27 protein-coding genes are annotated in these 25,817 nt (G+C 58.0%); 13 read left to right on the forward strand and 14 right to left on the reverse strand.

Annotated features, from left to right (window positions below):
* Positions 1-308 precede the first annotated feature (308 nt).
* Positions 309-2,498, forward strand: coding sequence for a catalase/peroxidase HPI (gene katG / locus GMST_RS02345; protein ID WP_183352992.1), 2,190 nt, complete (start codon positions 309-311; stop codon positions 2,496-2,498).
* 142 nt (positions 2,499-2,640) lie between these two features.
* Here the strand turns inward: katG and GMST_RS02350 are convergent, their stop codons facing one another.
* The gene (locus GMST_RS02350; protein ID WP_183352993.1) at positions 2,641-3,069 is read right to left on the reverse strand and encodes a bacteriohemerythrin; all 429 of its coding nucleotides are present in this window, start codon (positions 3,067-3,069) and stop codon (positions 2,641-2,643) included.
* Positions 3,070-3,180: 111 nt separating this feature from the next.
* Complete coding sequence (locus GMST_RS02355; RefSeq protein ID WP_183352994.1) at positions 3,181-3,597, reverse strand: response regulator; 417 nt, start codon at positions 3,595-3,597, stop codon at positions 3,181-3,183.
* Positions 3,598-3,965: 368 nt separating this feature from the next.
* Between GMST_RS02355 and GMST_RS02360 the strand changes: the two genes are divergently transcribed.
* The gene (locus GMST_RS02360; protein ID WP_183352995.1) at positions 3,966-4,241 is read left to right on the forward strand and encodes a hypothetical protein; all 276 of its coding nucleotides are present in this window, start codon (positions 3,966-3,968) and stop codon (positions 4,239-4,241) included.
* Between the two features lie 400 nt (positions 4,242-4,641).
* Positions 4,642-4,992 carry a hypothetical protein gene (locus GMST_RS02365; RefSeq protein WP_183352996.1) on the forward strand — a complete coding sequence of 117 codons (351 nt, stop codon included), beginning with the start codon at positions 4,642-4,644 and terminating at the stop codon, positions 4,990-4,992.
* 7 nt (positions 4,993-4,999) lie between these two features.
* Here GMST_RS02365 and GMST_RS02370 read toward each other — a convergent pair whose 3' ends face one another.
* Both GMST_RS02370 and GMST_RS02375 read right to left on the reverse strand, forming a co-directional pair.
* Positions 5,000-5,758 (reverse strand): hypothetical protein, encoded by a 759-nt coding sequence (locus GMST_RS02370; protein ID WP_183352997.1) that lies wholly within the window; start codon positions 5,756-5,758, stop codon positions 5,000-5,002.
* 46 nt (positions 5,759-5,804) lie between these two features.
* Positions 5,805-6,308 carry a hypothetical protein gene (locus tag GMST_RS02375; protein WP_183352998.1) on the reverse strand — a complete coding sequence of 168 codons (504 nt, stop codon included), beginning with the start codon at positions 6,306-6,308 and terminating at the stop codon, positions 5,805-5,807.
* 441 nt (positions 6,309-6,749) lie between these two features.
* Here GMST_RS02375 and GMST_RS02380 point away from each other — a divergent pair, with 441 nt between their 5' ends.
* Both GMST_RS02380 and GMST_RS02385 read left to right on the forward strand, forming a co-directional pair.
* On the forward strand, positions 6,750-7,727 hold the full coding sequence (locus GMST_RS02380; RefSeq protein ID WP_183352999.1) for a zinc-binding alcohol dehydrogenase family protein: 978 nt from the start codon (positions 6,750-6,752) through the stop codon (positions 7,725-7,727).
* 50 nt (positions 7,728-7,777) lie between these two features.
* Complete coding sequence (locus GMST_RS02385; RefSeq protein WP_183353000.1) at positions 7,778-8,572, forward strand: acid phosphatase; 795 nt, start codon at positions 7,778-7,780, stop codon at positions 8,570-8,572.
* 257 nt (positions 8,573-8,829) lie between these two features.
* Here the strand turns inward: GMST_RS02385 and GMST_RS02390 are convergent, their stop codons facing one another.
* The 4 genes from GMST_RS02390 to GMST_RS02405 form a co-directional block, all read right to left on the reverse strand.
* Entirely contained in the window at positions 8,830-9,321 is a 492-nt protein-coding gene (locus GMST_RS02390; RefSeq protein ID WP_198424527.1) for a DoxX family protein, read from the reverse strand.
* Between the two features lie 207 nt (positions 9,322-9,528).
* Positions 9,529-9,969, reverse strand: a complete 441-nt coding sequence (locus GMST_RS02395) for a hypothetical protein (protein ID WP_183353001.1) — start codon at positions 9,967-9,969, stop codon at positions 9,529-9,531.
* A 236-nt stretch (positions 9,970-10,205) separates the two neighbouring features.
* The gene (gene secF, locus GMST_RS02400) at positions 10,206-11,144 is read right to left on the reverse strand and encodes a protein translocase subunit SecF (RefSeq protein WP_183353002.1); all 939 of its coding nucleotides are present in this window, start codon (positions 11,142-11,144) and stop codon (positions 10,206-10,208) included.
* 230 nt (positions 11,145-11,374) lie between these two features.
* Positions 11,375-11,725, reverse strand: coding sequence for a hypothetical protein (locus tag GMST_RS02405; RefSeq protein WP_183353003.1), 351 nt, complete (start codon positions 11,723-11,725; stop codon positions 11,375-11,377).
* Here GMST_RS02405 and GMST_RS02410 point away from each other — a divergent pair.
* Both GMST_RS02410 and GMST_RS02415 read left to right on the forward strand, forming a co-directional pair.
* On the forward strand, positions 11,708-12,094 hold the full coding sequence (locus GMST_RS02410) for a hypothetical protein (protein WP_183353004.1): 387 nt from the start codon (positions 11,708-11,710) through the stop codon (positions 12,092-12,094). The two genes, GMST_RS02405 and GMST_RS02410, sit on opposite strands and share 18 nt — an antisense overlap.
* Before the next feature lie 119 nt (positions 12,095-12,213).
* Positions 12,214-12,768: a hypothetical protein gene (locus GMST_RS02415; RefSeq protein WP_183353005.1), complete on the forward strand. Its 555-nt coding sequence runs from the start codon at positions 12,214-12,216 to the stop codon at positions 12,766-12,768.
* Positions 12,769-12,987: 219 nt separating this feature from the next.
* Here GMST_RS02415 and GMST_RS02420 read toward each other — a convergent pair whose 3' ends face one another.
* Complete coding sequence (locus GMST_RS02420; protein ID WP_183353006.1) at positions 12,988-13,662, reverse strand: fibronectin type III domain-containing protein; 675 nt, start codon at positions 13,660-13,662, stop codon at positions 12,988-12,990.
* A gap of 312 nt (positions 13,663-13,974) precedes the next feature.
* On the opposite strand from GMST_RS02420, the gene GMST_RS02425 reads away from it, so the two are divergent.
* The 4 genes from GMST_RS02425 to GMST_RS02440 all read left to right on the forward strand — a co-directional run bounded on the left by GMST_RS02425 (position 13,975) and on the right by GMST_RS02440 (position 17,618).
* The gene (locus GMST_RS02425; RefSeq protein ID WP_183353007.1) at positions 13,975-14,571 is read left to right on the forward strand and encodes a hypothetical protein; all 597 of its coding nucleotides are present in this window, start codon (positions 13,975-13,977) and stop codon (positions 14,569-14,571) included.
* Positions 14,572-14,680: 109 nt separating this feature from the next.
* Complete coding sequence (locus GMST_RS02430; RefSeq protein ID WP_183353008.1) at positions 14,681-15,394, forward strand: response regulator transcription factor; 714 nt, start codon at positions 14,681-14,683, stop codon at positions 15,392-15,394.
* The gene (locus GMST_RS02435; RefSeq protein WP_183353009.1) at positions 15,391-16,482 is read left to right on the forward strand and encodes a sensor histidine kinase; all 1,092 of its coding nucleotides are present in this window, start codon (positions 15,391-15,393) and stop codon (positions 16,480-16,482) included. Before GMST_RS02430 ends, GMST_RS02435 begins: the two co-directional genes overlap by 4 nt.
* A 203-nt stretch (positions 16,483-16,685) precedes the next feature.
* Complete coding sequence (locus GMST_RS02440) at positions 16,686-17,618, forward strand: bifunctional methionine sulfoxide reductase B/A protein (protein WP_183353010.1); 933 nt, start codon at positions 16,686-16,688, stop codon at positions 17,616-17,618.
* Between the two features lie 175 nt (positions 17,619-17,793).
* Here GMST_RS02440 and GMST_RS02445 read toward each other — a convergent pair whose 3' ends face one another.
* The 3 genes from GMST_RS02445 to GMST_RS02455 all read right to left on the reverse strand — a co-directional run bounded on the left by GMST_RS02445 (position 17,794) and on the right by GMST_RS02455 (position 22,072).
* Positions 17,794-20,958 (reverse strand): OmpL47-type beta-barrel domain-containing protein, encoded by a 3,165-nt coding sequence (locus GMST_RS02445; protein ID WP_183353011.1) that lies wholly within the window; start codon positions 20,956-20,958, stop codon positions 17,794-17,796.
* A 62-nt stretch (positions 20,959-21,020) separates the two neighbouring features.
* Positions 21,021-21,722: a CxxxxCH/CxxCH domain-containing protein gene (locus GMST_RS02450; RefSeq protein WP_183353012.1), complete on the reverse strand. Its 702-nt coding sequence runs from the start codon at positions 21,720-21,722 to the stop codon at positions 21,021-21,023.
* Positions 21,719-22,072 carry a hypothetical protein gene (locus GMST_RS02455; RefSeq protein WP_183353013.1) on the reverse strand — a complete coding sequence of 118 codons (354 nt, stop codon included), beginning with the start codon at positions 22,070-22,072 and terminating at the stop codon, positions 21,719-21,721. Before GMST_RS02455 ends, GMST_RS02450 begins: the two co-directional genes overlap by 4 nt.
* 1,021 nt (positions 22,073-23,093) lie before the next feature.
* Here GMST_RS02455 and GMST_RS02460 point away from each other — a divergent pair.
* Positions 23,094-23,531, forward strand: coding sequence for a MarR family winged helix-turn-helix transcriptional regulator (locus GMST_RS02460; protein ID WP_183353014.1), 438 nt, complete (start codon positions 23,094-23,096; stop codon positions 23,529-23,531).
* A gap of 87 nt (positions 23,532-23,618) precedes the next feature.
* A complete protein-coding gene (locus tag GMST_RS02465) occupies positions 23,619-24,470 on the forward strand; it encodes an SDR family oxidoreductase (protein WP_183353016.1) in 852 nt (283 codons plus the stop codon).
* Between the two features lie 218 nt (positions 24,471-24,688).
* On the opposite strand, the gene GMST_RS22050 is transcribed toward GMST_RS02465, so the two are convergent.
* Complete coding sequence (locus GMST_RS22050; RefSeq protein WP_246399166.1) at positions 24,689-24,907, reverse strand: PEP-CTERM sorting domain-containing protein; 219 nt, start codon at positions 24,905-24,907, stop codon at positions 24,689-24,691.
* Between the two features lie 29 nt (positions 24,908-24,936).
* Entirely contained in the window at positions 24,937-25,566 is a 630-nt protein-coding gene (locus tag GMST_RS02475) for a PEP-CTERM sorting domain-containing protein (protein WP_183353017.1), read from the reverse strand.
* Between the last annotated feature and the right edge of the window lie 251 nt (positions 25,567-25,817).

Here is a 25,817-nt window from a genome sequence, read left to right on the forward strand (position 1 = left end):
CTCGTCCATCCGCCTTGCAGTGGGCGCTGCCCCCAGCCGAACCGGCCTCAGGCTTTCCGCAGTTCTCCCTTGTGCTCCGTATCTCCGCGGCATTCCTGCACGCCTAGTTGAACAGTGCCATGATAACACAAACGCGGCATGCTCACAGAAGGCGGCACGGGCTGTCACAGAACTCTTACCAGCCCGCAGCCACCCTATCAGGAATTAACCTAACTGTCACAAAGAGCGGACTTAGACAAGTGTCCATGGCGCGATATACTTGTCAACTCATAGCCGTTCACTTTCCAACCGACATAAGGAGCCGACATATGGATACCAGCAACAAGTGTCCTGTTACGGGCAACGAACGCAACAGAGCCGGCGGAAGAACTAATCGTGACTGGTGGCCCAACCAGTTGAACCTCAAGATTTTGCACCAGCACTCTTCCCTGTCCAATCCGATGGCCGAGGACTTCGACTACGCCAAGGAGTTTCAGACCCTCGACCTCGATGCAGTCAAACGAGACATCTTCGAGCTGATGACCACCTCGCAGGAGTGGTGGCCGGCGGACTACGGCCACTACGGCCCGCTTTTCATCCGCATGGCCTGGCACAGCGCGGGAACCTACCGCATCGGCGACGGGCGCGGCGGTGCGGGGGCCGGGACCCAGCGTTTCGCCCCCCTGAACAGCTGGCCCGACAACGCGAACCTCGACAAGGCGCGCCTTTTGTTGTGGCCCGTCAAGCAGAAGTACGGCAGGAAGCTCTCCTGGGCCGACCTCTTGATCTTCGCCGGCAACTGCGCCCTGGAATCGATGGGGTTCAAGACCTTCGGGTTCGCCGGCGGGCGCGCCGACATCTGGGAGCCCCCCGAGGACATCTACTGGGGCGCCGAGGACACCTGGCTCGGGGACAAGCGCTACGCACCGGACCGGCTCCTGGAAAATCCCCTGGCCGCCGTGCAGATGGGACTCATCTACGTAAACCCCGAGGGCCCCAACGGCAACCCCGACCCGCTCGCCTCGGCGAAAGACATCCGCGACACCTTCGCGCGCATGGCGATGAGCGACGAGGAAACCGTCGCCCTCATCGCGGGCGGACACACCTTCGGCAAATGCCACGGCGCGGGCCCCGCGACCCACGTCGGACCGGAACCCGAAGGCGCCCCCATCGAGGATCAGTGCCTGGGATGGAAGAGCAGCTTCGGCACCGGCAAGGGGGCGCACACCATCACCAGCGGCCTGGAGGGGGCCTGGACCACCAACCCGACCTCCTGGGACAACGGCTATTTCGACGTCCTGTTCGGTTACGACTGGGAGCTCACCAAGAGTCCCGCCGGCGCCCACCAGTGGATTCCCAAGGATCCCGCAGCCCGGACCACCGTGCCCGACGCCCACGATCCTTCCCGGCGCCATGCGCCGATGATGCTCACCAGCGACCTGGCGCTCAAGTTCGATCCGATCTACGCGCCGATCGCCCGGCGCTTCCACCAGCATCCCGAGGAACTCGCCGACGCCTTCGCCCGGGCCTGGTTCAAGCTGACCCACCGCGACATGGGGCCCCGCTCGCGCTACCTGGGGCCGCTGGTCCCCAAGGAGGAGCTCATCTGGCAGGATCCGCTCCCGCCGGTGACCCACGCGCTCATCGATAGGGCCGACATCGACAAGCTCAAGGCCGAGATCCTCGCCTCCGGGCTCACCATCCCCCAGCTGGTGGTTACCGCCTGGGCCTCCGCCTCCACCTTCCGCGGCTCCGACAAGCGCGGCGGGGCAAACGGCGCGCGCATCCGGCTCGCCCCGCAGAAAGATTGGGCGGTAAACCAGCCGGACCAGTTAAAAACGGTCCTGGAGACCCTCGAAGGGATCCAGGAGCGCTTCAACGGCGCGCAAAGCGGGGGCAAAAAAGTATCCCTCTCCGACCTCATCGTCCTTGGGGGGTGCTCCGCCGTGGAACAGGCCGCACGCAACGCAGGTCGCGAGATCTCCGTCCCCTTCACCCCGGGGCGCAGCGATGCGAGCCAGCAGCAGACCGACGTCCCCTCCTTTGCGCCGCTCGAGCCGGTTGCCGACGGCTTCCGCAACTACCAGCGAGCGACCTTCTCCGTTACCGGCGAAGAGCTCCTGGTGGATCGGGCGCAGCTGTTGACCCTTACCGCTCCCGAGACGACCGCTCTTGTCGGCGGGCTGCGCGTACTCGATGCCAACGTGGGGCAGTCTCCCCACGGCGTCTTCACCAAGCGCCCCGGCAGGCTCACCAACGACTTCTTCGTCAACCTGCTCGACACGGGTACCAGTTGGCAGCCGGTTTCCGAATCCGGGGAACTCTTCGAGGGGCGCGACCGCAGCAGCGGCGAGATGAAGTGGACCGCCACCCGCGTCGACCTGATCTTCGGTTCCAATTCCCAGCTGCGCGCCCTTGCCGAAGTCTACGCCTGCCAGGATTCCCTCGCGAAGTTCCAGGACGATTTCGTTGCCGCCTGGAACAAGGTCATGAACCTGGACCGCTTCGACCTGCGCTAGAAGGAAGCGGGTCTAACGTCCGGTAAAAAAGAAAAGCGGCGCTTCAGAACACTCTGAAGCGCCGCTTCTTGTTATACGACCTGGGGGAATCTCTTTCCCATTCTCCATCTGCCACGAACCAGAAGCTCCCGGCTCCTGGTCCCTAGCCCCTGCCGTCAAACGAGATGCTCCCGTCCAGGAAGGCGAAGTGGGCGGCGTAGTGCTGGTCCGACTTGAGGATGTGGTTTTGCAGCCAGGTCCTCAAAAAGCTGGCGATCTCGAGGGTGAGGACGAAGCCGTCCCCCTCCACGCGCCGCTTCAACTCCAGCGCCTTCTCGGTGAACTTCTCGTGCTCCTGCTTGTGGGCGTTGAAACCCGGGTAGAGGAAGCGGCGCATGTAGCGCTCCTCCGTCTCGAAGTGGATGGCGGCGTAATCCACCATCGAGATGATGATCTCCTTCTGCAGATCGCGTCCGCGGTTGGCCTGCAGCGCGTTGTGCAGCGTGTTGATCATCTTGACCAGGTTCTTGTGCTGATCGTCGAGTTCCTTAACCTTGACGCTGAAAGAATCCTGCCATTCCAAATACTCCATTCAATTTCCTCCAAATCAACCGCAACCTGTGCTGCGGATTTCTTCAGGTCCCCTCCGGTGGAACAGCTCTGCTCGATATGCGAGAACCCACTCCGCCGCGGGTCCCGTTTTTCAGTTGTCCACACTGCTGGCCGGGCGTCGTACCGACACCAGCGCCTCTTCGACAGTCGCGATGAAATCCTTGAGTACAATCGGCGTCCCCGGCACCTGGCACAGATTGAGTTTCTGCACCTCCGGGTGCGGCAGGCGCCGTTTGGCGGCAACCTCCCCCGAGATGAAGATCACCGGCTGTTCCGGTTGCAAGCGGGCGTGGCCGAGCAGGCGCCTGCCGCAGGTGGTCGGCAGGAGCAAATCGCAGATCACGATCTCGTAGCGGTGGGTGCTGAAAAGCCGTTCCGCATCTGCGGGATTCGAAGCGACCTGGCAAACGATATCGGGAAAAGAGCGTTCAATGGTCTTTTGGAAGATTTCCAAGGCATCCTCGTCGGTTTCGACCAACAGGACACGAACGTTATCGGCATTTGTCATCGGCTCATCTCACGTGCAAAAGGTAATCTGGCGGTCACTCGGCTGGGAAAGCGGGGGGAGTGCTGCGAAGTCGTCCGCACTATAGCAGACCGCGCGCAGAAATGGGGTTACAATTTATTACAGTATCTGAGGGAGCTTCTTACTCTCTTTGAGTTTTTATTCCTACATTTACTTGCTCTCTCTGCCACACCTGACACTTCTTTCTTTTTCGTTAACGTAAACAATAACAGTATGCCGGACAGGAAGTCCTGCTAACTCGGACCGGTTACGTTGGGAAAGCTCAAATCTTACCTCTTCTTGCCTTTCATATTGTTTCCACAATTGTCGAGTATTTACCGGTGCAGAGCGTTTACCAGACGGAGGACGAGATGAAACCAGTACGTTTATCGCTAGTTGCCCTGTTCCTGCTTTGTAGTGCCAGAATCGGTTTTGCGGCAGAGGTGTCCGTGGAGAGCATCCAGGCGCAGCGTCCGAACCTCGCCAATGCCTATCGACTGAGCCTCAAGGCGCACGAAAAGGTCGTAGCGGCCGAGAAGGCCGACCAGTGGGACGCGGAAGGTCATGCCGAGAGGGCAAAAGCGTTACTGGAGCAGGCAAGTGAAGAGCTGAGGCAGGCAGCCCGCGCCGGCAAAAACGCCAGGTAGCGGGCTGTTTCGGGGCAGCGGTACCCACAAGGGAAATCCCCCCTGTCCCCCCTTCGCAAAGGGTGGGACGCGGGTGCACCGGCAGGCGGCGGGCAGCTACCTTTTTGAGGCTTCCCGAAATTGTTGGATGGACCTTTTTCAAGTGGGGGGAAAGGTGAGCCTCAGCGCTACCCTTTTCTCAAAGGGTCATCGATAAGTTTGCGAGATGCGCCATCCAAGATCACCTGCCCGATCTTCAGCTGCCAGAAGCGCTCGCACGTCCCCCCTTTGCGAAGGGGGGACAGGGGGGATTTGCCTCTAGAACCATCCGATAAACCCGGAATAACCCAATAAAAAAGCGGCACTCCCTCACCGGAGAAACCGCCGACGCAACGCAGCGAACCTTCGAGGACACCCAACCATGACTATCGTTCAGCTGTTGGACAAACTGCCGAAATGGTTTCTTATCGGGGTCCTGCTCCTGGTAATAGCTGTTCTTGGCTACCTCGATTACCTGGTCGCCGATTACTCCATGCTGATCTTCTACGCGGTCCCCGTCGCCGTCAGCGGTTGGTTTGCCGAAGACTTAGGCGTAGTATTCACAGCACTTGCCTCCGGTCTGGCGCGCGGCATCTCCGACTACTTCACCTACAGCAACAAAACCCTTGGCTATTCGAACAGCGTCGAGGACACCCTCTTTCTGCTGATCGCCGGCCTGCTCATTTCCAACGTGAGGAGGATCCTCGAAGAGGAGAAACGGGAGTCGAGGTAACTTCCCGTCAGTGCCTGGTCGGCGGCGCGGTCTCCAGGAGCGCGAGCCATTCCCTGCGCTGCGGGTTGGCGAGGCGCCGTATCAGGGTCTTGGTGAACCTGAGCCGCGCCAGCATGGCCCAAGCCGAGCGTCGGTCGCCGCTTGCCCGGGCCTCGCAGTAGCGCTCCGTCTCCGTCTCGATGTAGTCGGTAAGCGATTCGTCGAAGGTTTTCACATCCTCCAGCGTCCTGAGCTTCTTCGAGATATCCCTGATGAGGTAGACGGGCGCCAGCGCCATGAGTTGACGGATGTCGTTATCCCCCCCCGCCTCTGCCTCGAGCCTTTGGATGGTGCCGTTGTACTCTCCAAGGAAGCATTGCAGTTCCCGGGCGACCAGGTCCCGGTAATCCGACAGGCATTCTTTTCTTTCATTGGCAAAGAGCTGCATGCGCCGGGTGTCGGCAATCCTGCGGCTGGCCATTTGCAGAAAGCGTATCCGGCCCAACCTCACCAACGCCGATTCGTAGTTCCCTGCCTCCCTGGCCTCCCGGTATTCGAGAAGCGTCACATCGAGGTAGCGGCGCAGCACCGGCTCCACCCAGTCCCAGTTGTCCGTGCGTTCCAACATGGTGCTGCCGATGAACTCGCAGATCGCCACCTGGGCCGAGAGATACCGGTGCCGCTTGCTCTCCGGGTCCATATCGACCTTGTCCCAGCGGTTCGCCAGCTCCGAGGCAAGGGTACTGATCTCGTTCCCCACCCGTATCCTGATCTTGGCACTATCCATGACACCCTCCGGCTTCCCCTGCTAAAGGGAAGATCCCCCTGCCCCCTCAGCGCGCCTTCTCCAACTCCATGTCGAGCCGCTTCATCTTTTCTATATTGCCGTTCAGCTCCTCGACCTCGGCGCTCAGGGAGTCGTTGGTGGCCTTGAGCTCCCGGTTCTCGCGCGAGAGTTCGTCCGCTATCTCGATAAGTTCCAGGATGGGCGCGGCCTCCGCGCTCCAGGGGCTCGCCGGGTACTCCCTCTTCAGACGGGTCAAAAGCTGGCGCCCCCTTTTCGAGACGACCGTCTCGCGGCTGGGCTTCAAGGCGAGGAGCGCGCGCCGAAAGAGCACCTGGTCCGCGGTTGCCGTCCCGGTTTTACCCGCAGGGGCCTTCTTGACCGCCTTGGGCGGCCCGGCCGGCTCTCCCTGCGCAGGTTGTTTCAGCTCCGCTGGCTGAGATTTCTTCTCAGGCTCGCGGTGCGCACCCCGCCCCTGCCACCATCCGTTGACCGAGGCGCATCCCGCGCAGAGCGCCAACACCGACAGTGTCAGGAACCGTCGCACAAACATTACCCTTCCCCGCAGATCTCGATACGTTGCCAACGCCCCCCCTCTTTCACGCCCAGGTCCACGTCCGCCCCTGGAGTAAAATGAAAAACAGATATAGATTAGACCACACCAACAAACCTGCAACCTTAAAAGAGCATGACCATAGAGGACACAGAGGCACACAGAGGAAAAAACTTAAACCATAAACGCTAACCACAGAGTACCACGGGGGGAAAAACGAGAGGTACACCGAGGAAAAAACCGACCTCTGTAGTTTTCCCCGGTTTCGCCTTCCTCGTTTTCCCCTCCGTGCACCTCTGTGGTAAAGATTGTGTCTGAGGTTCTCCCCGCCTCTCGTTTTTCCCCTGTGTGCCTCTGTGCGCCTCTGTGGTAATAGCTTTTTGGTGTTATAGTCTACTTTTCCCTCACACCCTACCTTTTGACCCAGAAAGGAGCACAAAGATGAAAGCTTTTGTCTATCAGAAGGCCCATCCTCTCAACGAGTTCGCACTGAATCAGCAGGACCTCCCCGATCCGAAACCCGGCCCGCTCGATCTCCTGGTGCGGGTAAAAGCCTTTTCCTGCAACCCCGTCGACTACAAGATCCGCCAAAGCCGCCATGCGGAGGACGCCCCGGTGATCCTTGGCTGGGATGCCGCAGGCGTCGTCGAGGCGGTCGGTAGCGAGGTGCGCGACTTCAGCGTCGGCGACGAGGTCTACTATGCCGGCGACCTGAACCGCCCGGGAAGCTACGCGGAACTCCAAACGGTCGACCATCGACTCGCGGCACAAAAACCTGCGCTGCTCGATTTTGCCGACGCGGCCGCACTCCCGCTGACGGCACTGACGGCCTACGAGGCGCTTCTCGAACGCGGCGTCCACTACACCGGGGCCACCAAGGCGCTCATCATCGGCGGTGCGGGCGGCGTCGGCTCCATCGCGATCCAGTTGTTGAAAGCGGAAACCCAGGCGACCGTCATCGCCACGGCAACCCGGCCCGAGACCATCGCCTGGGTGAAAAAGATGGGAGCCGACCGCGTCATCGGGCGCGACCTCAAGGAAGGACTCCCCGGCGGAGGCCCCGGGCTCGACGTCATCTTCAGCACCACGCACACCGCCGACTACCTCGCGGTGCTCCCCGAACTGCTCCGCCCGTTCGGTCACCTCATGGTCATCGACGATCCGGCAACCCTCGACATCGTCCCCTTCAAGTGGAAAGCGCTCTCGGTGCACTGGGAGTTCATGTTCAGCAAGTCGGTGTTCGGCTACCACCTGGAAACCCAGGGCGACATCCTGCGCAAAGTGGCCGCCATGGTCGACACCGGCAGGGTGAAATCCACGCGCAGCAAGACCTTGACCGCCAACGAAGACAACCTGCGCAGCGCGCACCAGGCCCTGGAACAGGGGAGCGCCGTCGGCAAAATCGTCATGCAATGGTAGTCGCCGCGCGGCCGATTTTCAGCGCCGGCAACGTACTAGGAGAAGCAAAGATGAGCAAGACCCTGTTGGCCCTCTCGCTGATTGCGATCGTTTCCTTCACCCCGGCCTTTGCCGCAGGCCCTCCCGACGTCACCGTGGGGTACATTCAGCAGGGGATGGTCCCGCTGCCCGACAGCAGGCTGCTGCTTCCCGCTCCTCCCGGCAAAGACTCCGCCACCCTGACCGCAGACGAAGCAGTGAGTCTCAACGCCATGCCGCTTAAAGGCGGCAAGCGTTGGGAGTTGGCCATCCGCGATGCGGACCTGAGTTTCCCCGCTGCTGCCGACACCTTTTCCTGCGCCTTGAACGTCCCGGTAAGCGAAAAACAGACCCCGCACCTCTACACGCTCTTGCACAGGTCCCTTGCCGACGCCGCCAATGCGAACGACGCCGCCAAGGCGCAGTACAACCGCCCCCGTCCTTTCCTGGTCAACCACCAGCCCATGTGCACTCCCGACATCGAGCGGTTCCTTAAAGGGAGCGGATCCTATCCATCCGGCCACTCCGCCATCGGATGGGCCTGGGCCCTGATCCTTAGCGAGGTCGCGCCCCAGCGCAGCGATGTCATCCTGCGGCGCGGACTTGCCTTCGGAGAGAGCCGTATCGTCTGCAACGTGCACTGGCAAAGCGACGTAGCCCAAGGCCGCATCATGGGAGCCAGCGTAGTTGCGCGGCTGCACGCAAACGATGAATTCCAAAAAGACCTGGCGCTGGCGAGAAAAGAGGTGGAAGAGTTGGTTAAAAAGGGGATGGCGCCGGACTCGGCAGCATGCACCGCCGAAGCCGAAACCCTGAGATTGTGGTGAACGGAGGTGTACAGCAGAGGGGTGAAGACGGGCCGCTTAGGTAGGAGACGTAGGTTAGCCACCAGGTAAGACCGGTCAAACCGTAAAATGCCAAGGGGGCAGGCGCCATGTGTGCCTGCCCCCTCATTGTTGGTCGCGTTGCTATTTGGTGGCGCTGCTAGATGCCGAAAGCCTGCACTCAGTTGCCACGAAGCGCTGCAACGCCCCTACGTCCCCCCCGTTGAAAAAGGGAGGGACAGGGGGAATCGCCTCTGTAGTCAGAAAATATCCTGATGGTGTCGCGAGTCAAGACTCAAAGGTCCCGATCCGAACTGGGTAATAAGCAGCGCCCCACCCAGCATAGCCAGGTTCTTCATAAACATGACCATCTGGGTCTGCGCCATCACCGGATCGTCCACCTTCCAGAACGCGTGCATCATCAGCGTGACCGGCACCAGGAACAGCACCAGGAGCCAGCCGCCGATCCTCGCATGGTACCCGAAGAGTACGCTCAGGGCTCCGACGAAGGCGATGATGCCGGACAGCGGCACCAGGAGCGAGGCAAGCGGTACTCCCTGCGCTACGGCATAATCGATGGTCCCGCTGCTGAAGTGACGCGGTGCCGAGAATAGGAAGATGGCGGAGAAAAATACCCGCCCGAAGAGTACTACAGCTTCCGTCACGTGTGTCTGGTGATGCTCATGCACCCCCTTCTCGTCCAGGTGGAGCATGTGAATCATGTCGTGATACATATTGCCGACGGTATTCATGGCTAACCTCCCTCTCCTCTTCTGCCCGCCCTCTTCGTTTCGAAGATGCGGGGGTTCATACTCGAGGTGGTCGCGCCATACGGACCACCTCGCCCTGTCAGAGGTAAACGGTCCTTTTCTTCTCAGGCCGTGCTAAGTGCCGCACCAGCCGAACATATATCCGAATTATAGGATACTCCTTTTCGCAAGCAATTGACATCCCCCCCGTTACAACTTGGCGTCGAAACTCTGGATCCAGAAGGCCGAGCCTTCGATGTCGTCGACTCCGTTGTAGCGGTAGATAAATGTCAGGTGCGAGCCGGGCTGCGGACGCACGGGGAGCAGGATATCGAAGCTCCCCTGGTCGCCCAGGTTCAGGACGCTGGGGGCGATCAACGCTCCGTCGCTGGCAGCCACCTTGCCGTCCGGTCCCACCACCGACACCCAGACCGTGAGCCCCTCGGCAAAGAGCCAGCGCGTGCTGCGGATCACCCCGGAAACGAGGACGCCGTCGTCGGAGACCTTGGTTTCCCAGGCGAGTTTCATGTCGAACTGGCTGTACTGCTGCGGCAGCGTAGTAAACGGATCTTTCGCAGTCGGTGCAGTAGTTGCGCAGCCAGCGGCAAAGACGACGACTGACAGAAGAACGGCTGCTACTGTCTGTTTCATAGTGAATCCCTCCGGTAAATTACCAGAGCATTGTACATGATCTGCGCTGGTCATCTAGAAAAAATTCCGCTGATATTCCGCAACCAGTATGGATAGATGCTTTGTAGGGGCGAATGATTATTCGCCCCTACAAAGTAGATCGGCATAGATGGTTCTATGGACCAGTTATAGATTCTCGGTAGCCAAAGACAAGCGCCGCGCTCAGCCCGCCGGTGACGGTCATGACCAGGTTGAGGTCATGCATCTATCCCGTTCACCTCCCTCTGCTGGGTGGTGCGCTTCCCCATGCGGGTCTCCAGCTCCGCGACGATCGGCGCGGCGATGAAGATCGAGGAGTAGGTGGCGATGACCACCCCGGTGACCAGGGCCAGGGCGAAGTCGTGGATCACCTCGCCGCCGAACAGCAAAAGCGAAATGGCCGCCAGGAAGGTGGTGAGGGAGGTGATCACCGTGCGCGGCAGCACCTCGTTGATGCTGCGGTTGAAGACCTCCGCAAGCGGCTGGTCATGCGTGCGCTGCATGCTCTCCCTGATCCGGTCGAACACCACCACCGTGTCGGTGAGCGAGTAGCCGGCGATGGTCAGGACGGCAGTCACGAACAGGAGGTTTACCTCCTTGTCGAGCACGAAGAAGAGCGCGACCATGGCCAGGACGTCGTGCAGCGTGGCGACGATGGCGCCGATGCCGAACTTGCCGTCGAAGCGCCAGGCGATGTAGGCGACGATCCCCAGCATCGCGAACCCCACCGCCTTCAGCGTGTCCCCTTTCAGCTTGTCCCCGATGGCGGGTCCAATCTCATTGGAGCTCTCCACCACGAAGGCGTTCTGCGGGAACTCCTTCTGGAACGCCCCCGTGATCTGTTCGGCGAGGTTGCCGCTTTCGTGCCGCGCCTTCCCTACCTTGATGAGCAGCCGGTTTCCGTCGGCGATCTCCTGCAGCTGGGCCTCGGGGATGCCGCTGCGCCCCAGAAGCGCCCGCGCCTGGTCCAGCGGAACGGGCGCCTGGAAGCTTAATTGTACCGAGGTCCCGCCGGAGAAGTCGATTCCCATGTTGGCGGCGTTCCTGGCGATCTGGACGACGCCGATTAAACCTATGATGGTTATGATAGCAGAGATGAGGAAACTGATCTTCCTCTTTCCGATGAAGTCAATCGCTGTGTTTTTGAGAAGTTCCACAATGAGTCTCCTTTGGGGCACGGGCGCACGAGACCCGGCCCGGTGCACCGACATTAGCCGGGAGAAGGGGGATTAAGGGAGCTCGGCCGGCAGCGCTGCGCATGCCGAAGAGCAGATCACAGCGCGAGCTGGACCGTCACTCTCGGTAAGGACCATAGAGCGTTGCCTCGGCGGCAGGAACAGCGAAGAGTTGCAGCGCCGGACCAAGCAGGATGTGGGAGTCGGGTCGGTTAGGCTGGCGGTGCGCGCGCCGGGAGAGACGCGAGGGAGATGGAACGGAAAGAGTCGTTGCGGAGACCGGCGCCGCGGACCAGCAGGAACCGGGAGTCGGCGCACGGCGGCGCGACGGGAATCAGGAACGAGGTGGAGGCTTTACCGAGTTTGAAGTGGGCGGATTTATGGGAGGTCTTGAAGACTGCCGCGCTTTCGGCATGTTTGGCAACCAGCGAGGGCCCGGAGGTTAAATCCGACGCACCGCTCCAAGCGGGAAGGTTTATCCCCTGCGCGACGAAAAAGACCGTCAGCGCCACGATCAGTGGCAGCAGGAAACTCCTGGATTTGAAATGGCGGGAATGATGCATCGTGCTCCCACCCTATACGATTTCTTCCGGGAGGGCAAGCTTCCGCCGCGGGCGACCCCACTGAGGAGCGCGGAGTTTCCCCGACTGGCTCAGGAACCGGCAGATCTTTGGGTGGTATTACCACGTTTCGAAGGCGAATCGGATCGGGCCGGTACGGAAGAAGCCATCTTTCCTGGAGCAGTGAACACATTTCAGCAAAAGTTGTCACCTTTTGGTGAATATAAACAACTTTCCTCAAAATCTGCTAACTTTCTGCGAGACGTCAATAGCTTTTGGGCAAAACGTATCACCATTCACTGGAATGGTGGCATCTTCTCCGAAGAAGTAGCAACTTTTTCAAACAAATTACAACTTTCCAGCAGAAAGTGACGACGTCCGCCCAGAAGTGGCAACTTTTCATCAGGATGTGACTACTTTCCCTCAGAAGTTGCAACACTCTCTCAAAAGTTGGAAACTTTCCTGCAGAAGTTGGAACTTTCCCTGCGGAAGTGGCAACTTTCCCTGCAGAAGTTGCAACTTTCCCTGCAGAAGTTGCAACTTTCCTGCAGAAGTTGAAACTTTCCTGCAGAAGTTGGAACTTTCCCGCAGAAGTTGCAACTTTCCCTGCAGAAGTTGGAACTTTCCCGCAGAAGTTGAAACTTTCCCTGCAGAAGTTGCAACTTTCCTGCAGAAGTTGGAACTTTCCCGCAGAAGTTGGAACTCTCCCTGCAGAAGTGGCAACTTTTCTGCAGAAGTTGGAACTTTCCCTGCGGAAGTTGAAACTTTCCTGCAGAAGTTGGAACTTTCCCGCAGAAGTTGCAACTTTCCCTGCAGAAGTTGGAACTTTCCCGCAGAAGTTGCAACTTTCCCTGCAGAAGTTGGAACTTTCCTGCAGAAGTTGGAACTTTCCTGCAGAAGTTGGAACTTTCCTGCAGAAGTTGGAACTTTCCCTGCAGAAGTTGGAACATTCCTTGAGAAGTGACAACTTTCCGCAAGCTGTGGTTACTTTGCATGAACGATGGCATGGATACGCCAGAAAGGTGATGCCTTTTCCGCAACAGTGACACCTCGGCAAAAAAGTGGATCTTTTAGAAAGAAGATGAAAATGTTCGGCGGGACATTGATCTTTCTTTTGGAGAAAAGTCTTCTTTTCGGTGGGAGGTGAACTTGGGTGGGAGGTGGCATTCTTACGTGACCATGAGTCGGTCAACCAAGCGAGGCGTCTTGACGATCTAGGGGAGAACCTCTCCCCCCAAATCGAGGAGAGAGGTTCGAATAGCTAATCACAGAATCCGGAGGGTTACGATCTGGGACCAGGGGCTGTAATGGCCGCCGCCGTAGCAACGGACCCTGAAATGGTAGACCTCCCCAGGCTTCAAACCTGAGATTTCGAGGTTACGACAACTGTCGCCTTGCACACCATCGATCCAGGAGTTTTCATCGGTCGGGTTATCCTGGCAGTACTGGACGTAGTACATCGAGGCGTAAGCATCCCTTCCGATATTTATGAAGACTGTGCCGGAGTGCAGATCGCTGCGTGTGACTCGTACCTTGGTCGGCATCTTGACCGAACCTGCCCCGCTTGCCCTGACCTGCTTCTTCTCTTTCTTCTCTTCGAGGGGCAGATTCTCCCTGATGGAAGTTCTGTTCTCCACGACCGACTTAATCACCACCCAGTTGACGGTGGCCTCCACCAATACATCGGCCTGGGGGCGGAAAGTCTCTAACTCGGCCATCCTGAATTTGTCGCCGCCTTCTGCTGCCAGCGACAGGTTGATCATATGCTTCCCTTCCGCGCTGATTCTAACCCCATTGGCGAGCGGTGGCGGGATCGCGTCACCTTTGTGGTCCTCGTGCGACTCCAGGGACTCGCCGAAGCGCACCATCCAGTAACCGTAATCCAGGTTGGTGAGCAACCGCCAGGTTGGCTCGATCTTATCAAACAGCTTATTCACCATGTTTTCCTCCTTCCCTGCGAGGCTCAGCACCTGGCAGGAGACTTAGTTAACTGGATCTAATTTATAAACGACCGGCTTCAGCTTGTAAAGGGGGGAGATGAAAAAAAATTTACAAACCCGACACCCCTGCCACTTTCCATCCCTTGCCCACCTTCGAATGTTGAACCTGCCTAGGCGGAAGCGCCGACGGTTGCACAGAATGCCGTTGGTGCCGCTCGACACCCATGAGATAATTTTCCTTTTAAATGTGAGGCCTTTTGACCGAAATGTGTTGTATACTACGAATCCCTATTCCACCTTCAGAGGCAGCGCATGTCCAGAACTGATTACCTCGCCCTTTATGAGTACACCATCGACAATCAGGACCAGATTGCCAAGGTCAGTACCAATTGGGATTCCTTCGAAACGGCCGCTCAGGATTCCGGCAGGTTCCTGTCGGCCGGCATCATCGGCCTGCCGGTCTGGGATTTTATTGATGGTGCTGAAACGAGCCTTTTATACAAGGTTATTTTCAACAGAATAAGAAAGCACAACTCCTCGATCGTGATTCCCTACCGATGCGACTCACCGACGGTAAGACGCACCCTGGAACTCCACCTCTCAGCCAGACTCAATGGCAGTATCGATTTTTACAGCTACTTATTACAAGAGGAGTGCCGGGATACGGTCGATTTATTCGATCCGAGCTTTGATCGGAGTAACGAGCATATCCGGGTGTGCAGCATATGCAAAAGGGTTGCGCTGTCGGACCATCATTGGGTTGAGGTTGAGGCCGCTATCGCTCATCTGGGCCTGTTCACCACCGTCAAGATGCCACAGATCACCCATGGCCTTTGTCCAGAATGTTATGCTATGGCCATGGCCGAATTGGACTCATCATCTCCTCCCCCCCGAGTAACAACTCGGTAGCCCTCCCCTATTCTTTCCACAAAGCCATCACTGCCCAATAGGCCCGCCCATCTTCGAGCCTGCCCTAAGCTCTCTGGCAGATACTGAGTGCGATGGTAGTATTGCTTGCATGAGCAAGAAAACCGTACTCATAGCCGAAGACGATGACACCACCGCCTCGTTGATCGCAGCCTACCTGGAACGGGACAATTTTGCAGCGGTGATCGCAGCGGACGGCGAGGCGGCCCTGCGCGAGTTCCAGACGCACGCCCCCCTATTGGTGATCCTGGATATCATGCTCCCCGGAATCGATGGCTGGGACATCTGCCGAACCATCCGCAAGAGCTCGGACGTTCCCATCATCATGCTCACGGCACGTATCGAGGAGATCGACCGGGTGGCGGGGCTCGCGATGGGGGCCGACGACTACGTGGTGAAGCCTTTCAGCATCAGGGAACTCGTGGAAAGGGTGAAGGCCATCCTGCGCCGGACCCGGCCGGCATCCCCGCTCCCCGTCCCGGAGGTGCTCAGTTGCGGCACCCTCAAGCTCGATCCCGTCAGGCGCACGGTAACACTGGACGGAGAGCCGCTCTCGCTCACCGCGCTCGAATACTCCCTCCTCAACACCTTCATGGCAGCGCCGGGTCGGGCCTTTTCCCGGGCCGAACTCCTCGATACCTGCTACCAGGGGGACATCGAGGTGGTCGACCGGGTGATCGACGTCCACATCAGCAAGCTGCGCCAGAAAATAGAAAAGACCCCGTCCGCCCCGCGCTACATCCACACCATAAGGGGGTTCGGGTACCGGTTCGGCGACGGCAGTGATGTCGAGGGGGCAGGATGAAACGGAAACTTCTCTGGAAACTCCTCCTCGGCAACATCATCCCCGTCATCGCGGTCATCGTCTTGTTGGTCTGGCTGTTCGTCGACCGGTTGGCAGCCGACTACTTCGCATCGCTCATGAAGCAGTACCACATCGATCCCATCGACTCCCACCGGATGTTCCTGACGGCGATCCACCGCTACCTGATCAGCGCCTCGCTCGTAGCCCTCGCGCTTGCCTTCATCCTTAACTACCTCATGACCCGCAAGCTTTTGCGCCCGCTCTTCCAGATGACCGCCATCACGCGCCAGATCGCCAACGGCAACTACACGGAGCGGGCGGATGTCGTCACCTGCGACGAAGTCGGCGAACTGGCCCAGTCGTTCAACCAGATGGCGGAGAGCCTGGAGAAGCTGGAGAAGTTGCGCCGGAACATGGTCGCAGACATGGCGCACGAACTGAGGACCCCCCTCACCAACCTGCGCGGCTGCCTGGAGGCCCTGGCGGACGGGGTGGTACCGGTCTCGCGGGAGACCTTCGCCACCCTGGAAAAGGAGACGCTGCGCCTGGTCCGCCTGGTGGAAGACCTCCAGCAGCTGGCGCGCGCCGACGCGGCCAAGGCGTTTTTGCACCGGGAGACCTTGTCCCTGCACGAACAGTTGCACCAGATCGTGGAGCTCTACCGGTTCAACCTCCAGGAGAAGGGGGTGCAGGTTACCTGGCAGCTGGAGCCCGGAACCGAGACGGTCTACGCAGACCGTGACAAGCTGTTGCAGGCGATCCGCAACCTGGTGGACAACGCCTGGAAGTACTCGCGCCCCCAGGGGACCCTGGTGATCTCGACCAGGCTGACCGCGGAGGGGGTCAAGACAGAGTTGGCCAACCAGGGAGAGGGAATCGACCAGGCGAACCTCCCCTTCATTTTCGAGCGTTTTTTCCGTGCCGAACGCTCCCGGTCGCGCCAGGTCGGCGGCGCCGGGATCGGGCTCGCCATCGTGAAGGAGCTGATCGAAGCACACGGCGGCCAGCTCGGGGCAGAGAGCGACCAGGAGTGGACCCGCGTCTGGTTCACCCTGCCGAGCCGTGCCCCCTCTTTACCAAAACTTTAAGGTAACAAAATAATCCCTTCACACATCCTTGCTACCATGCACACATGAGGCAGGCAAAACGTGGAAAGGGGGATTTTCACATGATCAGCGGTCGTTTTAGTTATCTACTAGTAGTCGTGGTAGTGGTTCTCGCGGCCACGGCCGTGTTGGCAATGAGGTACCAGGGATCTCAGGGCACCCAGCAGGCAGGAAAGGAGACCGGCATGACACGGAAATATTCGGAGGAAGATTTGAAGAAACGACTGACTCCGCTTCAGTACAGCGTGACCCAGAAGGAAGGTACCGAGCCCCCCTTTAACAACGAATTCTGGAACGAGCATCGCGACGGGCTCTACGTCGACGTCGTAAGCGGTGAGCCGCTCTTCTCGTCGAAAGACAAGTTCGATTCCGGCACCGGCTGGCCCAGCTTCACCAGACCGGTCGAGGGGGCGAGCCTTCTCGAGAAGCGGGATCTCGGTTTTGGTTCCATCCGGACCGAGGTGCGTTCCAAAGAGGCGGATTCGCACCTGGGGCATGTCTTCGAAGACGGTCCCCGGGACAAGGGAGGGCTGCGCTACTGCATCAACTCCGCGGCCCTGCGTTTCGTCCCCGTGGATGACCTGGAAAAGTCCGGCTATGGCAAGTACCTGCCGCTTTTCGGCAGACCTGCCCCGGCAGCTCCGGCCAAGCAGGTGGCAACCCTGGCAGGGGGGTGCTTCTGGGGGATGCAGGACCTTTTGCGCCGGCAGCCCGGGGTACTTACGACCGAAGTCGGTTATACCGGGGGTGAGGTAGCGAACGCGACCTACCAAAACCACGCGGGGCATGCCGAGGCGGTGCGCATCGAGTTCGACCCGACCAAGACCAGCTACGAGGCGCTCTTGCGCTTCTTCTTCCGGATGCACGACCCGACAACCTTTAACCGCCAGGGAAACGATGTCGGCTCCAGCTACCGCAGCGCCATCTTTTACCACGACGAAGAGCAGAAGCGGGTTGCCGAGCGGGTAAAGGCAGAGGTAAATGCCAGCGGCAAATGGCCCAAGCCGGTAGTCACCGAGATCACCGCAGCGGGTCCCTGGTGGCGGGCCGAGGACTACCACCAGGACTACCTGGTGAAAAATCCGGGAGGGTACACCTGCCATTGGGTGAGGGAGTAAGGATCAACATACCTCCTGAAGCCAAAGCGGCATGGAGTCAGAGTTCCACGCTACGCAATGTGAACTGTGGAGCTCTGCCCCCATGATTTCCTACACAAAACGGGGCGGCCATTTGGCCGCCCCGTTTGTTCTTCCACTAATCTGCAACATCCCTCAACAGGCAACCGCCGCCCCTTTAGGGGAGGTTGAGCTGCCAGGTGACGGTGGCTCCCGGAGAAACTTCCGCCGCAGTGAACACCCGGAAGTCGGCGCCCGTACCGCCTCCTTCGTAATCGGGATACTCCCATTCGACGTGCATGACGTAGCCCACACCTGACGGGACGACGAATTGCGCCCAGGTATGATGTTCATCGGAAGACCATCCGCCGTCAGCGATGGTTGTCGTATCGCTTGCATCCATCAACCAGAAATGCGTGTAGGGGTGGTTGGCAGAGGAATTGTTGTCTCCTACCAGTGTCGTCGTCCCTCCTCCGGTAGCCGTTGGTACCACGGTGAAGGTCACCGATTTCGTGGCTTCCTGGTTGCCGGCTGCATCGATCGCATACCAGGAAATCGTGTGCGATGCGCTTCCGGAAGTTGGGGCGGCAACAGCGACCAAGGTGCCCTGGGTAAACGAAGCCGCCCCGTCGAGTTTGTACCAGGTACTTGCCACACCGGAGCCACTGTCTGTTGCGCTGAGGGTAAAGGTTTGGTTCCCCGTATAGGTGGTCCCTGCCTGGGCGCTGTTTGTCGTGACCGGCGCTACGGTATCGATACGGAACGAGTTTGAAACGTGGGGTGTCTCAGAGTTGTTGGCGTTGTCCACCGAGTAGTAGCTAAAGGTGTGCAGGCCATCGGTAATGGTAAAGGAGGTCCCTGCGGTGAAGGCGCCCGCATCCAGCCTGTAGTAGGTAGTTTTGACACCGGAACCGGCATCGCTAGCGGTAAGGGTCACGGTTTGACCGGTCTTGTAGATGGCATTTGCCGCCGGGTTGAAGCTCGATGTGGTAACCGGCGGAGTAGCATCGGCCAGTGCCTGGACGGTGAAGGTAACCGACTTGGTCGCTTCCTGGTTGCCTGCGGCGTCGGTTGAGTACCAGGAGATCGTGTGCGATGCGCTACCCGAGGATGGTGCGGCCACAACGACAGAGGTGCCGGAGGTGAAAGCGCCAGCGTCCAGCTTGTACATGGTGCCGGCTACGCCTGAACCGCCGGTATCCGAAGCAGAAAGGGTGAAGGTCTGGGTGCCGGCGTAGCTGGTTCCAGCCACAGCACTGTTTGTCGTCACCGGTGCAACGGTATCGATTCTGAATTGATTGGAGACGCGGACGGTTTCGGCGTTGTTGGCATTATCCACCGAGTAGTAGCTGAAGGTATGGAGACCATCACCGGAGATGGTGAAGGAGGTACCTGCGCTGAAGGCCCCCGAATCGATCTTGTAGTAGGTAGCCTTGACTCCGGAGCCGCCGCTGTTGTCTACGGCAAAGAGAGTTACCGCCTGGCTCGCCTTGAGACTTGCCCCAGCAGCCGGGTTGAAGCTCGAGGTCGTTGTGGGTGCGGTGGTGTCGGGTAACGGAACGGCTGATACGGTAAAGGTGACAGTATGCACGGCCTCGATATTCATGGCGTGGTCGGCTGAGTAGAACTGGAGCGTATGAATTTTAGATCCCGAAGTCGGTGCTTGGACAAAAACATCTGCCGAAGCTGCCACTTCGATCCATTTGCGGCCATCGAGCATATAGCGGGTGTAAGAAAGACCGGAACTCCCTTGATCGATCGCCATCAGGTGGATAGTGGCTGCTCCTGTATAGGTACTTAGTGTGTCCGAGATCGTTACCGGAGCAAGATCATCTCCGACTGCTGCGGCCGTCATGTCCGGGGTGTGGCAGCGTGCACAGTTGTCGCCAGGTCCCGGGTATCCGCCGCTGGTGTCGTGACATCTGTCACAACTGGAAGAAGAACCGTTGTAGATTCCATTGTGATTGCCGGTCATCTTTGTATGAATTGCCGGGTGGCACGACCCTGCCGAACAGGTCTTGTTCCATGCACCGGCAAAGGAATTCCTCGGGGGGTTGGTTCCTCCATGGCACAAGGAACATCTGCCGCCATGTTGCTGGACAAGACTCTCGTAGTGACACAGTGCGCAATTTTCAGTGATGCTTAACGGAGTGATATCGTGGTTACTGTCGGCGGTGAACATCACGATATCTCCGGCGCCCAGAACTGCCTTGTGGTCGGGCATTTTCGCAGTAAACGACCCTTTGGCATCCCCATGGGTGTGGCAATTGTTGCAGACCCTTGGGTCGTTGCTGGCGTGGTCGGCGATGCTGTTCGGAAGGGCATGGCAGCCCTGGCAGACACCGTTGCCGTCGGCATTCTTGTATTCCCTGCGTGCTCCGGTATAGCGATAGAATATCTGGCTGGGCGCACCGTTATCGGTCACATTTCTCCTGATCAGGTTGATGTTTGTCCCTTTGGTATTGTTCGGGTCGTTCGGATCGTACTCCACGTGGGCAGCATGGCAGTCAAGGCACTGGATGTTCTGGCCCCCGGCGTTGTGGTTGAATTTGCCGGCATGGCAGTTGGTGCAGATATTGAGGGCATCAGCCGTTCCGGAAGCCACGTTTTCGCCGCGGGGGTTGGTGCGTAACAGGTTGCCGTCGCCGAGTTTGCCGTTGCTGTCGGCCACCGGCGGGTTGGCGCTTTGCGAGGTGGCGTTGTGAACGGAGTGGCAGGTGCTGCAGAGCACCACACCACTGGATGCGGACAACCTGGCACCGAGATCGGAGCCCGGATTGCTGGGGTTGGCATTGACCGGGGGGGCGTTATACCCGGCCGAGTTGGCCGCCACGGCATCAGCATAGCTAACGTTCACCGGGTGGCTCGCCGGGTACCTGGTCGGATCGACGCGATGGCTCTTTACGTCGCGGGACCGGTGGCAATCAAGACAGAGTTGATCACTCCCATTGGCGATGCGCCGGTATTTATCGTTGCTGTCGTCGTGGGGGTTATGGCAGAGCACGCAGGCCAGCTCGCTGCCGGTGTAGTTCTGTACCAGTGTCAACGCACCGGTGGTGGGTGCTTGGGCCCCGGCGGACGGCGCAACAACATTCCCGGTCCATTTGTGCGAGGTCTGCTGTGCAGCGCTGTTCGTGCCGGTAGAGAAATCATTATGGCAGGAAAGGCAGTTGCTGTTAAAAACCGAGCCGTTCGAAGGCACGTCCTCGTTATGACAGCTTGTGCAGGAGGCATTCGCTACTTTGGTCGGGTCTGCATGGGGGCCGTCCATGGCCCATGCGTTAAAGGGCGTGACGAGGGCAAGCACGGCGAAGCCGAGGATTATGGAAAACAGTTTTTTCATGGCGGGGCTCCTTGAGCTGCAACGTAACACTGCAGGTAAGTACGTTTCCTTCCGGCGCGTTATCAGTGGCAGCCGAAACACTTGGAGGTGAACTTGGCTACAACGTCAAGCGTGCCGTTTGCGTGCTGGCTCGGAGCCGTCAAATAGTTTGAGACGATGGTTTTGCCGTCCGGTCCCACATTCGATTTTGCATCGGGATGGCAGAGCTCGCAGTTGTTACCACCCGGAATCGTATTATTGGTATGCGTGCCGCTGTGCCACACATTCTTCGAATAGGGAGGTATTTTGTGGCAACTGTTGCAGTTGGTATTGGGGCTATCCTGCCACTGGGCTGTGGCACTGCTCATGCCGCCGTAGTTGTAATCAATGGGGACAAGTTCGTCAGCACCCCAGTCATAGACGTAGTAGGTGTACGTGCCAGCCGGAATGCTGTGACACGCGATGTTCGAGCAGGTGGCGGCGGTGTTGGTTTTGGGAAAGGTCCAACTGCCCGATTTGGCGAAGACCGGGGCAGGACCGCCAGGATAAAACGCTCCCATCGAGCTGTCCCTGAAAAAAGATTTCGGTGCGTTGAATGAGAAGTTCAGATTGTGGCAGGTGGTGCAGTCTTTCATGTATGCCTGGTGCTTGAGATGAATGGAGTCGGGACAGAGCTGGTTGTTCTTGGAGTCATAACAATAGGTGTTCGCACCGCTGGCCACGGTACTGAACAGGGCCACGGTGAGTAACGCCAGGCTGAGTGCCATAGTAAGCAGACGGTTCATTTGGAGACTCCTTGAGAGTTAGAAGTACTGGTACCATTGCTGTCGGTGGTCTTTTTATCTTTCGCCTTCTTGTAGTGCTTAAGTTCGTAGGTGTCGACCGATGCATCGTGTGGAACCCACTCTTGGCCGTTGTAGATATATTCGCGGTTATCAGAAGTGTTGAAATAAACCTGCATGATTTTAGGGTTGTTCGGTTCATGGGGTAACCGCTGTACTTCTTTGGCCACAGCAAAAGCAGGTGGGAAGGAGAATAAACAGACCAACAGCAGTGCAATAATGAGTACTACGTTGTTGTTAACAAGTTGCCGCAGGTGGGTATTCCGGAACTCCATCAATTTTAGTGATCTCATGAACTGAAGCCTCCTTATTCTAAAAATGGCAATACATACTGGCAATGATCTTGATCCGAGGTGAGATAACTGTCCGTGTTTAGGCAGGTGAGGCTTTGTTGGGAAAGTAGTCCCTATTCAGACTGTCAGGTTGCCGCAGTGGAGCTGGTATTTGCGATTTAGAAGCTATGAGGATCGGCTCTATGAGGTTGGCAACCGCTATCGGCAGGACATGATAATCAGGCGTCTGAATACCCGGATTATCGGATAGTTCCGTTTTTTCAGGTATGTCGGTGTGGATTTGATGGATTGGATCAGCAGAGTCGTACCAGGAATTGGCGAAATTAGGATGTGACAAGGTGATACTAAACAGCAAGTCCAGTATGAGGAGCGGTAAAAAGAGAATTATTCGATAGTGGGAATAGAAATGGTGCAAGGGAGTTCCCTTCATTCATTTCATCCGGCAGCCAGGCTGTCAGGTTCAGGGTCCTTGGGGTCTGGGCTATGTGTAAAGTCCCCTGACATGGTTGCCTATTTCAGTTTGCACAGCAATAAAAGGGCAACACTGAGGTACGTGCTTGAGAACCTAGGTTTCATCTGCTTCAGTAGGGTATAACCTTACTATCTATAAGCAGTGCTCTTTCTTCTTCATATAACGGTAAGATTGCACATTGAATAGAAACCGTTGCAGCTAATCAGCACGGACCATGCCGGGCGGTAACCTGCTGAAACATGCGGATTGTAGCGGAGGTGACAGGTGGCGCGGCAGCCAGACATGTAAAAGGTTTCGACAAAAGTGTCGGGATTCACAACAGGAAAGGGCCCGCCCCTTGCCCGGAGAGTGGCCAGAGCATTACGAGCAGATAAAAAAAACCGAACATCTGCAGTGCGAAGGGTTGGATCGTGACGGTTGCCCCAAGTGGGACACGCATTGTGAATTAACGTCGACTTTGGGGAGATGTGCGGCGAAGACGGCGTCATCCTCGCGGGCCGTCCAAAAACTTCCCTTGACTTTAGTTCGCACACGAACTATCCTCCCTCCATGTTCAAACGCACCCCGAGCCCCATCATCGCCCAGATCGCCAAGATCCGCGAGTCCGCCAACCTTTTGCTCGAGAAGGAGCTCTTGGCGCGCGACCTGAAAGGCATCGTGCCGGCTCACGGCCTGGTGTTCTGCTTTCTTTTCCGCCAGGACGAACCCATCCCCATCAAGGCCCTGGTCCAGGAGTCCGGCCGGGTCAAATCGACGGTGACGGGCATGGTCAATACGCTGGAGAAGCACGGCTACCTGTACAAGATAGAGTGCCCGGACGATGCACGCTCGACGCTCATCGGGCTTACCGAAAAAGGCAAGGCGATCCAACAGGACTTCGAAGACGTCTCGGAAACTCTCGAGAACAAGGTCTTCGGCTCGATGCCCCCCGAAGACCGGCAGCGCCTTCTGGAACTGCTCGCGGTGATCGAGAAGAACCTCGACTAATATTTTCGCACGCCCATATAGTTCGCCTACGAACTACTTGGACATTTGGCACTAAACCTCAACACCGTTCACAAAAGGGAGATCGTCATGATTGTCATTACGGGTGCAACCGGCCAACTGGGCCGCCTGGTTATCGCATCGCTTCTGAAGAAAGTTCCGGCAGACCGGATCGTTGCCGCCGTCAGGAATCCGGAGAAGGCCAAGGACCTTGCGGCACGGGGTGTCCAGGTGCGCCAAGCCGACTACACCGAGCCCGAGAGCTGGGAAAAAGTCCTGGCAGGGGCCAAGAAGCTGCTGCTGATCTCCTCGAACGAGATCGGCCAGCGCGAAGCCCAGCACAAGACGGTGATCGACGCGGCGCAAAAGGCCGGCATCGAGCTGCTCGTCTACACGAGCCTCCTCAGAGCGGACAGCACACCCTTGGCCTTGGGCGGGGAGCACCTGGCAACCGAGCAGTATCTGAAGAATTCGGGGGTTCCCTTCGCGGTACTGCGTAACGGCTGGTACACCGAGAACTACCTGGCGAGCGTTCCTGCAGCCCTGCAGCACGGTGCGTTCATCGGCAGTGTCGGTGAGGGGAGGATCTCCTCGGCGGCCCGCGCCGACTACGCCGAAGCTGCCGCGGTCGTTTTGACCGCAGCGGACCAGGCGGGGAAGATCTACGAGTTGGCAGGCGACGAGTCCTACTCCCTTGCCGAATTCGCCGCCGAACTGAGCCGGCAGACCGGAAGGCAGATCCCGTACGTCAACCTGCCCGAGGCGGAGTACAAAGGGGCCCTCTTGGGCGCCGGCCTCCCCGAGGCGTTCGCCGAGCTCCTGGCCAACTCCGACGCCGGCGCTGCACGGGGCGGTCTCTACAGCGAGGACCGTTCCTTAAGCACCTTGATCGGTCGCGAAACCACCACGCTCGCAACCATGCTCAAGTACACGCTGCATTAGCCCACTAGGCTCGTAAGTGCCTAACATGGCACTGGTGTTAGCCAGGGACGTGGGCGGGAAGGGCAACGTAGAGAGCAGGTCTCCCCTGCCCTTCCGCCCTACCCGCACGATACGGCGAACCTTTAATGTGCTACCTGGATGAATAAATAGAGCAGTTGAAAAAAAAAACGGGGATGACGTCATTGTCATCCCCGTTTTGTGTAAAGGGAACCGACAGGTTACTTGCGCTGCTTCCTTCTCCAAAGGGCCAAGCCCCCCAGACCCGCGCCGAGCAGGATGAAGGTCGACGGTTCGGGAACCGCCGGCGGCTCATACGTGGTGCCAATCCCATCGAGGAAAGCAAAGCCACCATGGCATCCACCGACCGGACTCCACGCTGCGTGATGTGGTGAGGATGTCTGGGTACCAGGCCCGAGAAAGGCGCGCCATACCTTCACGATACGACGAGCATCTAATGTGTCAAGGCTTAATAGGTAGTGTGTCCCCGGGGAAAACCCCGCCTCCGGATAAAGATGAGGCCAACAAGGCCAGTGCCAAGGAGGAATAAAGTCGAGGGCTCAGGTACGGCGGGTGGGTCTGTCGTGATTTCCAATGACCAAGAACCTGATTGAGCCCACCCCATATATCCATCTCCATGCTCGCCACGGCAAGATACATAATCGAAGTTGCTTGATGACCAAATGGTATAGTTAGAACCGAACTGTATATTCCAATTTATTGGTAGCCCGGATATTGGGTCGAGGGTTATGCTCCACCCCCAGGGGCCCCTTCCAACACTATCTCTAGGGTCGGTCTCGTACCTGAGTGCCCCCCCTCTAATGGAAAAAAAGTGCACGTCAGACTGGATTTGGTTGTAGTTAAGGGAACTCGGCAGAGGCGCTTCGGATCTAATTTCGATTGTGATAGAATCTGATGTGTTAATCCAATCATCGCCCCACGGCTCACCATACCACTTGATTTCAGCGAAGTTCCCTCCCTTGTAGCTATAGTCATAGTTATATTGCAAGGCAGATGAAGTAGTTGGATGTATTGCCAGCATGAGAAGGATAAGCGTAAAGGCCTTTGCGAGGAGATTAAAAAATGCGTCCATTCTCATTTATTTCCTCCTATGATACCCGTCAGAAGTTCTTGGGCTATTACGGAGAACCCCCGTAAAACTCATTCGAGTTCTGCAAAATACGCACCAGAGACTAAATTGTGGGTATAGCGTGAAGAAGGCACAAAAAGTATGAAAACTGATTAAATTACGTAAACTAAATCGACACCTTTGTCGGGAAAATTTACAGGTTGGGTTGGCCGTCCCACACTTCTAAGGTTCAGCAATTGTCTCATTGAGGTATTGAGGGC

Source organism: Geomonas silvestris (assembly GCF_014193515.1).
GTDB classification, from domain to species: domain Bacteria; phylum Desulfobacterota; class Desulfuromonadia; order Geobacterales; family Geobacteraceae; genus Geomonas; species Geomonas silvestris.

What these genes read in the sequence shown, in the direction of transcription:
- GMST_RS02425 (WP_183353007.1), top strand. Translation starts at nt 13,975, where the DNA reads ATGTCCAGAACTGATTACCTCGCCCTTTATGAGTACACCATCGACAAT.
- GMST_RS02360 (WP_183352995.1), top strand. Translation starts at nt 3,966, where the DNA reads ATGAAACCAGTACGTTTATCGCTAGTTGCCCTGTTCCTGCTTTGTAGT.
- GMST_RS02460 (WP_183353014.1), top strand. Translation starts at nt 23,094, where the DNA reads ATGTTCAAACGCACCCCGAGCCCCATCATCGCCCAGATCGCCAAGATC.
- GMST_RS02475 (WP_183353017.1), bottom strand. Translation starts at nt 25,566, where the DNA reads ATGAGAATGGACGCATTTTTTAATCTCCTCGCAAAGGCCTTTACGCTT.
- GMST_RS02375 (WP_183352998.1), bottom strand. Translation starts at nt 6,308, where the DNA reads ATGTTTGTGCGACGGTTCCTGACACTGTCGGTGTTGGCGCTCTGCGCG.
- GMST_RS02395 (WP_183353001.1), bottom strand. Translation starts at nt 9,969, where the DNA reads ATGAAACAGACAGTAGCAGCCGTTCTTCTGTCAGTCGTCGTCTTTGCC.
- GMST_RS02450 (WP_183353012.1), bottom strand. Translation starts at nt 21,722, where the DNA reads ATGAACCGTCTGCTTACTATGGCACTCAGCCTGGCGTTACTCACCGTG.
- GMST_RS02455 (WP_183353013.1), bottom strand. Translation starts at nt 22,072, where the DNA reads ATGAGATCACTAAAATTGATGGAGTTCCGGAATACCCACCTGCGGCAA.
- GMST_RS02370 (WP_183352997.1), bottom strand. Translation starts at nt 5,758, where the DNA reads ATGGATAGTGCCAAGATCAGGATACGGGTGGGGAACGAGATCAGTACC.
- GMST_RS02465 (WP_183353016.1), top strand. Translation starts at nt 23,619, where the DNA reads ATGATTGTCATTACGGGTGCAACCGGCCAACTGGGCCGCCTGGTTATC.
- GMST_RS02380 (WP_183352999.1), top strand. Translation starts at nt 6,750, where the DNA reads ATGAAAGCTTTTGTCTATCAGAAGGCCCATCCTCTCAACGAGTTCGCA.
- GMST_RS02410 (WP_183353004.1), top strand. Translation starts at nt 11,708, where the DNA reads ATGGCGGGAATGATGCATCGTGCTCCCACCCTATACGATTTCTTCCGG.
- GMST_RS02350 (WP_183352993.1), bottom strand. Translation starts at nt 3,069, where the DNA reads ATGGAGTATTTGGAATGGCAGGATTCTTTCAGCGTCAAGGTTAAGGAA.
- GMST_RS02365 (WP_183352996.1), top strand. Translation starts at nt 4,642, where the DNA reads ATGACTATCGTTCAGCTGTTGGACAAACTGCCGAAATGGTTTCTTATC.
- katG (WP_183352992.1), top strand. Translation starts at nt 309, where the DNA reads ATGGATACCAGCAACAAGTGTCCTGTTACGGGCAACGAACGCAACAGA.
- GMST_RS02355 (WP_183352994.1), bottom strand. Translation starts at nt 3,597, where the DNA reads ATGACAAATGCCGATAACGTTCGTGTCCTGTTGGTCGAAACCGACGAG.
- GMST_RS02440 (WP_183353010.1), top strand. Translation starts at nt 16,686, where the DNA reads ATGACACGGAAATATTCGGAGGAAGATTTGAAGAAACGACTGACTCCG.
- GMST_RS02430 (WP_183353008.1), top strand. Translation starts at nt 14,681, where the DNA reads ATGAGCAAGAAAACCGTACTCATAGCCGAAGACGATGACACCACCGCC.
- GMST_RS02385 (WP_183353000.1), top strand. Translation starts at nt 7,778, where the DNA reads ATGAGCAAGACCCTGTTGGCCCTCTCGCTGATTGCGATCGTTTCCTTC.
- GMST_RS02390 (WP_198424527.1), bottom strand. Translation starts at nt 9,321, where the DNA reads ATGAATACCGTCGGCAATATGTATCACGACATGATTCACATGCTCCAC.
- GMST_RS02445 (WP_183353011.1), bottom strand. Translation starts at nt 20,958, where the DNA reads ATGAAAAAACTGTTTTCCATAATCCTCGGCTTCGCCGTGCTTGCCCTC.
- GMST_RS02420 (WP_183353006.1), bottom strand. Translation starts at nt 13,662, where the DNA reads ATGGTGAATAAGCTGTTTGATAAGATCGAGCCAACCTGGCGGTTGCTC.
- GMST_RS02405 (WP_183353003.1), bottom strand. Translation starts at nt 11,725, where the DNA reads ATGCATCATTCCCGCCATTTCAAATCCAGGAGTTTCCTGCTGCCACTG.
- GMST_RS02435 (WP_183353009.1), top strand. Translation starts at nt 15,391, where the DNA reads ATGAAACGGAAACTTCTCTGGAAACTCCTCCTCGGCAACATCATCCCC.